7 protein-coding genes are annotated in these 8967 nt (G+C 44.8%); 4 read left to right on the top strand and 3 right to left on the bottom strand.

Translation table 11 applies throughout. The annotated features are described in order from the left end of the window. Positions 1 to 550: 550 nt before the first annotated feature. The 3 genes from JWG45_RS02075 to JWG45_RS02065 form a co-directional block, all read right to left on the bottom strand. A complete protein-coding gene (locus JWG45_RS02075) occupies positions 551 to 1048 on the bottom strand; it encodes a GNAT family N-acetyltransferase (RefSeq protein WP_205278134.1) in 498 nt (165 codons plus the stop codon). A gap of 116 nt (positions 1049 to 1164) precedes the next feature. After that, on the bottom strand, positions 1165 to 2037 hold the full coding sequence (locus JWG45_RS02070; RefSeq protein WP_205278133.1) for a DUF4349 domain-containing protein: 873 nt from the start codon (positions 2035 to 2037) through the stop codon (positions 1165 to 1167). Positions 2038 to 2930: 893 nt separating this feature from the next. Next, on the bottom strand, positions 2931 to 4325 hold the full coding sequence (locus JWG45_RS02065) for a glycine--tRNA ligase (RefSeq protein WP_205278132.1): 1395 nt from the start codon (positions 4323 to 4325) through the stop codon (positions 2931 to 2933). Between the two features lie 174 nt (positions 4326 to 4499). Between JWG45_RS02065 and JWG45_RS02060 the strand changes: the two genes are divergently transcribed. From JWG45_RS02060 to JWG45_RS02045, 4 genes are read left to right on the top strand one after another with little or no spacing between them, the layout of a single operon-like run. Next, positions 4500 to 6128 carry an energy transducer TonB family protein gene (locus tag JWG45_RS02060; protein WP_205278131.1) on the top strand — a complete coding sequence of 543 codons (1629 nt, stop codon included), beginning with the start codon at positions 4500 to 4502 and terminating at the stop codon, positions 6126 to 6128. Next, positions 6125 to 6895: a PrsW family glutamic-type intramembrane protease gene (locus JWG45_RS02055; RefSeq protein WP_205278130.1), complete on the top strand. Its 771-nt coding sequence runs from the start codon at positions 6125 to 6127 to the stop codon at positions 6893 to 6895. Before JWG45_RS02060 ends, JWG45_RS02055 begins: the two co-directional genes overlap by 4 nt. After that, complete coding sequence (locus tag JWG45_RS02050; RefSeq protein WP_205278129.1) at positions 6892 to 7794, top strand: 50S ribosomal protein L11 methyltransferase; 903 nt, start codon at positions 6892 to 6894, stop codon at positions 7792 to 7794. Before JWG45_RS02055 ends, JWG45_RS02050 begins: the two co-directional genes overlap by 4 nt. A 4-nt stretch (positions 7795 to 7798) precedes the next feature. Beyond that, positions 7799 to 8785, top strand: coding sequence for an adenosine kinase (locus JWG45_RS02045; RefSeq protein ID WP_205278128.1), 987 nt, complete (start codon positions 7799 to 7801; stop codon positions 8783 to 8785). Positions 8786 to 8967: the final 182 nt, after the last annotated feature.

The following is an 8967-nucleotide window of genomic DNA, read 5'->3' as shown; positions in this document are numbered from 1 at the left end:
CTTCGTGAAGATGCAGGTTTTGCGCTGAGTTTTTGTAAATCGCTGCGTTTATACGAACTTCGTGAAGATGCAGGTTTGTGCTGGTTTTTTGTAAATCGCTGCTTTTATGCGAACTTCGTGAAGATGCGCGTTTTGCTCTGGTTTTTTTTGTAAATCGCTGCGTTTATACGAACTTCGTGAAGATGTAGGTTTGTGCTGGTTTTTTGTAAAGCGCTGCGTTTATACGAACTTCGTGAAGATGCAGGTTTGCGCTGGTTTTTGTAAATCGCTGCGTTTATACGAACTCCGTGAAGATGTAGGTTTTGCGCTGAGTTTTTGTAAAGCGTGGCGTTTATACGAACTTCGTGAAGATGCAGGTTTGCACTGAGTTTTTGTAAAGCGTGGCGTTTATACGAACTCCGTGAAGATGTAGGTTTTGCGCTGAGTTTTTGTAAATCGCTGCGTTTATACGAACTTCGTGAAGATTCTTACGTTGACCTGCAACCGTGGGAATCGCATTTCTCATCTCCTAAATCAAGGATAAAAGTAGGATGTTTTTTAAAGGCGAAAATTAAATCGACTTTCTAAAACGAACGTAAAAAGGGTCGTAGCCCATTTTTTTCCAGAAAGAAACTGCATTCTCATTCTCGGAAATCGCCCTCAATTCTACGCTTTGAAACCCTTGGTCTTTGGCCCAGGATTCGCACGAAAGGACGAGAGGTTTCATGAACCCGGACTTTTGTTTTCCTCGTTTTGTAACTGCTAAATCGATAAAGAGAGTTTTGTTCTCTTCCAAGTAAGGTTTGTCCTCCGTTCGAGCGATAAGGAGGGAAACTAATTCTTTGCCTAAGAATCCTCCTAAAAGGAGGACCTTGCCCGTTCCACGAAGTTTTAAATAGACGTCAACCATCTTCGTTCCGGCACGGGGACGAATTTTGAAAAGGCCGTCTAACGTAAGCGAATTCACAAAGCGAAAGAATTGATTTACGAGTTCGATCGCGCTTTCTCTGTGTTCGGGGAGGAGGTTCGCGATTTGGAACGGTTCTACCGTTTTTTTGATTTTAGCCATGAGATAAAAAATCTTTCTTTATCCAATTTGAAAGAGAGAGTTGATTTGAAACATATTGAATTCCTACCTGGTTTCTCTTTCAAGAAGAAGTTTTAGAAACGAGATTCTTTTTTATTTTATGATTCTTCTTTTCGGATGAGAAGGTGTTTTATTTTCTCAAGAAGTGGAAGACCGAAATGAATCGATAAGGCCGCAAACAGCAAGGAGAGTGAGAAGACAAAATAATATTTGATCGCCCATTCTAACGCGACTTTAACACGATGAAAAAAACTGATATTTCCCGCAGTTGCGGATTTATTCTCATAGATGGCGATCAGGACCGTACAGAATTCATTTTCCGAATCGAATTCTCCAAGACTGATTCCTAAAGTTTGAATTGCGTCTTCAATCTCTAAAATACGATTCTCCAGGCTGATAAACTCGTCGATTCGTCCGCCTCTATTTTTTAATCCGGAAAGAGAATTTCGAATTTTGAGAAGAGATTCTTTCTTGGACTGAAGATCCTTGTATTCGTTCGTCTTATCTTTTTTATCGATTGTGAGAAGGAGTGTTTTTCCTATTTTTTTGAACTCATTTACAAGTTCGTCGAATTTTTCGGGAGGAACGCCGACTCCCAACTTGAGAACGCGGTTTCGATTTTCTTTCAGTCCTGAGCTATTTTCATATTGGATGACGGATCCTGAAGAATTTATAAGATCCCTAATCTTTTTTTCATCGTTTTCGATTTCAGAAGAAAGCGATTCCAAGGTCGCGACTTTCTCATACTTCTGATCAAAACTTTTAGTATTTCCTGTCTCTTCGGATCGGATTTTCTTGGAGGCAATATTTTGTTTTACATGGGCCGATTCTCGCGTCTGCGATGGGAGAATGTTTAAGGAAGAATTTGTTTCCGGAGAATAAGAGAGATATCCGTAAAACAACCTGAAAAGGAAAAAAAATGCGAAAACTAGAATTGCCGTGATACATCCTTTCTTAAATTTTTGATTCATCTGTTCCTTCTCTCCTGTAAAATGCTTTTCTTCGTTTCTCATTTTTTGCGTTCTTTGATCTTTGTTTTTTGGAGAACGTTCGGTTTTATAAAGAAAAAGATGATTCTAGGAATTCTTTTTTGATGATCCGTTTTACTTGAGAAAAAAAAACGGTTGTAAACCATTTACCAGAAGAATGGAATCCGTTGCATTGAGTCGACGACGAAACTCAACCTCGCGCGATTGTCGAAGTTCGTATAAACGCAGTCGTAGCTCCGACTACAAGACCCAACCTCGCACGATTGTCGAAGTTCGCGTAAACGCAGTCGCAACTCCGGCGCAGGACTCAACCTCGCACGATCTCCGAAGTTCGCATAAACGCAGTCGTAGCTCCGACTACAAGACTCAATCTCGCACGATTGTCGAAGTTCGCCTAAACGCAGTCGCAACTCCTACAAAAGAGTCAAATCGCACGATTGTCGAAGTTCGTATAAACGCAGTCGTAGCTCCGACGACGAAACTCAACCTTGCACGATCTCCGAAGTTCGCCTAAACGCGCAGTCGTAGCTCCGACTACAGGACTCAACCTCGCGCGATTGTCGAAGTTCGTATAAACGCAGTCGTAGCTCCGACGACGCAGGACTCAACCTCGCACGATTGTCGAAGTTCGTATATACGCAGTCGCAACTCCGACGCAGGACTCAACCTTGCACGATTGTCGAAGTTCGCATAAACGCGGTCGCAATTCCTACAAAAGAGTCAAATTGCACGATTGTCGAAGTTCGCATAAACGCACAGCGGCAACTTCGACAAAAGACTAAAGCTGTACGATATCCGGACGTAAGCTAAATATCGATTTGTCTAACAAAAAAAGCCATTCTTTCCTAAAGATCAAAATTCTCCGCAAAAAAAAATCACAATCTCTCGAACAACCAGGTCGCGAGTTTGTCAACGGGAACCCTTTCTTGAGACATGCTGTCCCGTTCTCTTACGGTGACCGTGTTGTCCTTTAAAGTATCATAATCTACTGTTATACAAAATGGAGTTCCTATCTCGTCTTGTCTTCTGTATCTTTTTCCGATGGCCCCGCCGTCGTCGTATTCAATGTTGCCGAGTTTTGCGAGATCCGCAAAGATCTCTCTGGATTTTTCGGGAAGACCGTCCTTTTTCATGAGAGGAAATACGGCTGCTTTTACGGGAGCGATCTTCGGAGAAAAACGAAGAACGGTTCTGACTTCTCCGTCGGGAAGTTTTTCCTCTTCATAAGCGTCGGTTACGACCGCGAGAAAGAGGCGATTCACGCCTAAGGCGGGTTCAACGACAAAAGGAACGAACTTCTTATTTTGAACCTGGTCTTGATACTTCAGGTCTTCTCCGGAAAATTTCTGGTGTTGGTTTAGATCGTAGTCGGTTCTGGAAGCGATTCCCCAGAGCTCACCCCATCCGAAGTTGTATTTGAATTCTATATCCGAGGTTCCTTCGCTGTAAAAGGATAATTCTTCTTTCTCGTGTTCCCTCACTCTTAGGTTTTCTTTTTTGATTCCTACTTGTTCGGTGAGCCATTTCATACAATAATCCACCCAGTGTTTGAACCATTCTTTCTGAGTTCCGGGTTCACAGAAGAATTCCATTTCCATCTGTTCGAATTCTCTCGTTCTAAAAACGAACTGACGGGCCATGATTTCGTTTCGGAACGACTTCCCGATCTGAGCGATTCCAAAAGGAATCTTTCTTCTGGTCGTTGAGACCACATTCTTAAAATTTAAAAAAATACCTTGGGCGGTTTCCGGACGAAGATAGATATCCAATGCGTCTTCCGCGCTCGCTCCGTGAGAGGTCTTGAACATCAGATTGAAGTCCCTCGCTTCGGTGAACGTTCCCCTTTGTCCGCAGTTAGGGCAGGCGAAATTGTTTTCCTTGATCACCTCGTTCATCTTCTCGAGAGTGAGACCGGTCGCAAAACCTTCTCCCTTTTGGTCTTCCAGGAACTTGTCCGCGCGGATTCGGGTCTTACAATTCTTACAATCGATCAACGGATCGGTGAAGTTGGAAACGTGACCGGACGCTTCCCAGACTTTTGGGTTGAGAAGAATGGAAGAATCCAGTCCGACGACGTCTTCTCTTAAGTGAACAAAATACTTCCACCAGAGTTGTTTTAAGTTTTGGAGAAGTTCGACTCCGTAAGGACCGTAATCGAAGGTGTTTGAGAGTCCTCCGTAAATTTCAGAACCGGGATAGACAAACCCTCTACGTTTACAGACGGATACGATTTCCTTCAAAGAGGAATCGAGACTTTCTTTCTTTTCCATGTGCCCAGGATTTTGCTCTGGATTCGGGAATAAAGTATTTTAATTCTCTCTTTGGAAGGATTTCTTGTTTGCCTGCGCTCCTTCCTCGGGTCGAATGGTTGATAGAAATCCGTTTTGCAGCGTCCAAGGAGACCTTGCCTGAAAAAGAAACTAGTCATCTTCGGTGTCAATTTCTTGTCCTGGAGTTCCCCCTTTCTGGGTCTGGGAATCTTTTTTCCTTTGGGGGTTCTCTTTGCCTTTCCTAAGGGAAAAGAAATCCGTTCCTCCGCTTTTGGATCTCTCCTCTTTCAGATCTTCTGCTGGAGTATTCTTTATCCTCTGGAAATTTCCGCGATCCTCTTTCCCGTTGTAGAAGCCTTCGTTCGTTCTCTCGTAATGGAATTGGGAGAATGGTTGATCGGGTTCTACGTCTTGATCGGGTTGATTCTTCTTTTTGCACATTCTTCTTCACTTCGAAAAGAAAGGGAACGTCAGTCGAAATCGAAACGTGGAAAGGTGGTCGAGGAAGAAAAGATCGAAAGATTTCACTTTAAGATTCTTGTTCTTCTCGTGGCGGGTTATCTTACGTCCAAGCTCGTCTTTCAAGATCCGTATCGTCTGGAATACGGTCAGTTAGGAATCGTAGAAGACAGCTTTTTGTATTTTTTCTCCGTCCTCATCGCAGGAGACACGCTCCTCAGCCGAGGCAAACCGTTCTTTCTTTTTCGAAGACCTTGGAGAATGTTTGAAAAACAGGCGCGCGTCGCGCGCTTCTCCGGCTTTCAGGGAGAATGGGGTCGCCGAAAACAAAAATACGCCAAGTTAAGAGATTGGATCTTTCCGGGATGGGGACATATCTATCTCGGAAATCTCTGGAAGGGATTTTCGATTCTCTTTTTGTTTCTTCTCTTACTTTTGTTTTTTGCGACTGCTTTTTTCTCCTGGCTCGAACCGGCGCACGGAATCCGTTTCCTTATGTCCATGGGTTTGAAACCGGGGATCCGAGATCAGAAATTTTTTGCGATCGCTTCGAGTGTTGTTCCGGCGCTCGTGATTCTTACGGGCATCGTCGGGATTCATCTTCTATCCCGATTTCTTCTCAATCGAACGATCCAAACTAAGCCTGAGTCCGAAGAAACGAGCCCGAGAACCGTATTCATTAGTAATCTCTCATACAGTATTCTTCTTCATTTGATTTTGATTTCCCTGGTTTTGATCATTCCCGTGACACTTCAGAGAAAGAAGGAACAGAAAGAACAGGAAAGACAAAGAACTCATTTCACTCCGGAGAATCTGGAATTCTACTTTATCGATCCGAATCTTCCGGACCAAGTCGAGGGTTTAAACGGAGGAGTCGTTTCGGGAACCGAAACTCCGACTCAAAAAGAAGGGGATAAAATTCCTGACGACAAACCCGCGGACGAGGGAAGGGTCAAAGGGGAAGTCCGCCAGGTTCGAGGAAAAAAATTACCTTCGACGTATTCGAATTATATTTCCGCGAAGATGAGAGGTCCCGAATCCTTTATGGAATATTGGAGAAGGGCTCCCAAAAATTATTCTTCCGTCGTCGCTTATACGGTAACCCCCGACGGAGAAGTCGTGGACGTGGACCTTGTGGAAGCCTCCGGTTATCCGGAACAAGATCAGATGACCTTGGAACTCATAGAAAGTCTTTCACCTCTCATGCCGCCTCCGGGTACGAAAGGATATGTAAGAGTCACGGAACTTTTTTGGAACGGAAGTATCGATCCGGAAGCGATGCCGACCCCACTTCAGAAGGAACTCGTGATGATGTATGACGGACGTTATATGGAGGAGCTATGAGCGTAGACGTCGCACTTCTCGGGTTTCTCTCCATTCTTCCTTGGGGATTTTTTCTGATCCTTCTTTTTCCGGGAAAGAATACTCCGCAGAGAATATTCTTAATTCTTCTCGCGCTTTTTTTGGGTTATCTTTCCACCGAGATCGTTTTGAAGTTACATCCGATCTTTTGGCCGGACGTGAAGATGGCCGCTCCCAAAAGAGCGGGACATATCCTCACGCAAACGGCTCACATCGCGTTCATCCAAGCGGGGATGATGGAAGAATTTTGTAAGGGAATATTGATTCTTTTTGCGGGACTTCTTCTTGCGTTTGATTGGAAGAACTACTCGTTTCGTAAAGAAATGGTTTTGATCGGAGGATTTGTGGCTCTCGGGTTTGCAGGAATCGAAAACGCGAATTATATCTTCAACGCGAAGGAAGAAGATAGAATTGCGATGTTCGTCGGTCGGACGATCCGTTCTTCGAACGCTCACTTTCTCATCAATCTTTGTTTTGCCCTTGCCTTTGTGAAATCGAATCTCAAAGAACCGAAGGACAGACCGGTCTATCTTTTTTTGGCGTTTTTACTCGCAGTCTCTCAACACGGGCTTTTCAACTTCTTTGTGCTTCCACAGGCGCGGTTCGGGGGATGGCTTTCCACCGCGCTCTTTATTGGAATCTGGGTTTGGATCGTAAAAGACTTTCGGACTTTCATCACTGAGGATGAAATCCTAGATGACAGTCCGGTCGAAGCGGAAATTTTGGATACGACCCGGGAAACAAGTTGAGATACAGAGAAATCATTCTAACCATACCGAAAGAAATCGCAGACGATTTTACAAACTTCTTAGACGAGGCAGGAGTCGCAGGATATTACGAAATCCTCTTTGATCGAGAAGTTCCCCGCGCTCCCAACGAAGAAATCATTTCGGACGATACCAAGTTTCGCGTTTATTTGGCGGAAGAAGACAAGGAGAATGAAACCAAAATTCTTATCTTCTTAAAGGTGAACGCCGGAGAAAACTTCTTCTTAGAATCCCGTTGGATCGAGACAAAAGAATACGAAGAAGCGTATAAAGAATTTTATAAACCCTTCGTGATCGGATCCTATCGTGTGATTCCGACTTGGGAAAAAGACATCGCAGTAAGCACAACTCCGGCCGGGATCATTCCTTTGCTCATCAATCCGGGACTAGCATTCGGAACAGGACACCACGAAACCACAAGACTCGTTTTGGGAAGAATGGGAAACCTTGGTCTTTCCGGTAAACGAGTGTTAGACGTGGGAACCGGCTCGGGAATCCTGAGCGTGGCGGCCGCAAAGTCGGGAGCGGCTCAAATCCTCGCGGTCGACATCGATCCGAACGGAGTGAGATCCGCAACCTTCAATCGGGACGACAACGAAATATCCCCCGAGGTTTTAAAAGTGGAAGAGGGCGGTTTCGACTTTGGACCGATCCAAAAAGAAGAATGGGATCTGCTCATAGCAAACATCACCTTTGCAGTATTAAAAGCGAATATTCAAAAAATTGCATCTGTAAAAACGAATCATTTTCTCTTTAGCGGCGTGATCACGGAAAGAAAGGAAGAATTTATAAAACTCCTCACTGAAGTTGTGGGAGGAGAGGGCGTTTTCTTTCAGGAAGACACGGGCTGGGAATTGATCGAATGGAAAAGAAAAGGATAAACCGATGAAACACTACGACGTATTCGGAGTCGGAAACGCACTCGTGGATATTTTAGTTCCTACGGAAGACGTATTTATCAAACGTCTCGGGTTTGATAAGGGAATTATGACCTTGGTAGACGCGGAAAAACAAGCCGGCGTTTTAACCGCTCTCGAAGGAAGCAAGAGAGAACTTCGTTCCGGGGGAAGCGCGGCGAACACGATGATCGCGATCGCAAACTCGGGAGGAACTGGAACTTATACCGGAAAGGTCTCGAAGGACACCTACGGGGAATTTTATAAAAAAGATATGGAAGAAGCCGGGATCTTTTTCGAAGTCGCACCCGAGGACAAGGGACATACCGGAACCTGTGTCGTCCTCACGACCCCGGACGCGGAGAGAACGATGTTGACCCACTTAGGAATCTCCATCACTCTTCAGAAGTCAGACATAGACATAGAGAAACTAAAAACATCAAAGATTTCTTATATAGAAGGATATCTCTGGGACGGACCCGGAACCAAGGAAGCTTCTCTCTTAACGATGGAAGAATCCAAGAAGAACGGGGTCAAGGTCGCTTACACATACAGCGATCCTTTCTGCGTAAATCGTTCGAGAGAAGACTTTATTCGCTTAACAAAAGACTACTTTGATATTGTCTTCTGCAACGCGGAAGAGGCGAAAGCACTTTCGCAAAAAGAAGACAAACAGGAAGCCCTCAAATTTATCGCCGGACTTGCTCCACTCGTATTCATGACCGACTCCGCAAACGGCGCGTTCTTTGCGGAGAACGGAACGGTTTCCCATGTAGAAGGATTCCCGGTAAAACCGCTCGACACAACGGGCGCGGGAGATTGTTTCGCGGCGGGAGTTCTCTACGGACTGACCCAAGGATACAGCCTACAGAGAGCGACTCGCTGGGGGAACTACGTGGCTTCGAGAATCGTCCAAGAAATCGGACCGAGGCTCGGGGTCAAACTGATGGGAAGGCAAGACGAAATTCTAAAATAAGTTGGCGAGGTCGCTTTGAATAACTCAGCGCAAAGCTTTCCTATGGGTCGCTTTGAATAACTCAGCGCAATGCTTTCCTATGGGTCGCTTTGAATAACTCAGCGCAATGCTTTCCTATGGGTCGCTTTGAATAACTCAGCGCAAAGCTTTCCTATGGGTCGCTTTGAATAACTCAGCGCAAT

It is taken from the genome of Leptospira ainlahdjerensis (assembly GCF_016919175.1).
In the GTDB taxonomy this organism is placed as follows: Bacteria; Spirochaetota; Leptospiria; order Leptospirales; family Leptospiraceae; genus Leptospira; species Leptospira ainlahdjerensis.
Note: the sequence above shows the minus strand (reverse complement) of the source record. Positions and strands in the feature narration are given on the sequence as shown.

Bases quoted from the DNA above. Each gene is read 5' to 3' on its own strand.
- JWG45_RS02075 (WP_205278134.1), bottom strand. From the start codon at position 1,048: ATGGCTAAAATCAAAAAAACGGTAGAACCGTTCCAAATCGCGAACCTC.
- JWG45_RS02070 (WP_205278133.1), bottom strand. From the start codon at position 2,037: ATGAATCAAAAATTTAAGAAAGGATGTATCACGGCAATTCTAGTTTTC.
- JWG45_RS02065 (WP_205278132.1), bottom strand. From the start codon at position 4,325: ATGGAAAAGAAAGAAAGTCTCGATTCCTCTTTGAAGGAAATCGTATCC.
- JWG45_RS02055 (WP_205278130.1), top strand. From the start codon at position 6,125: ATGAGCGTAGACGTCGCACTTCTCGGGTTTCTCTCCATTCTTCCTTGG.
- JWG45_RS02045 (WP_205278128.1), top strand. From the start codon at position 7,799: ATGAAACACTACGACGTATTCGGAGTCGGAAACGCACTCGTGGATATT.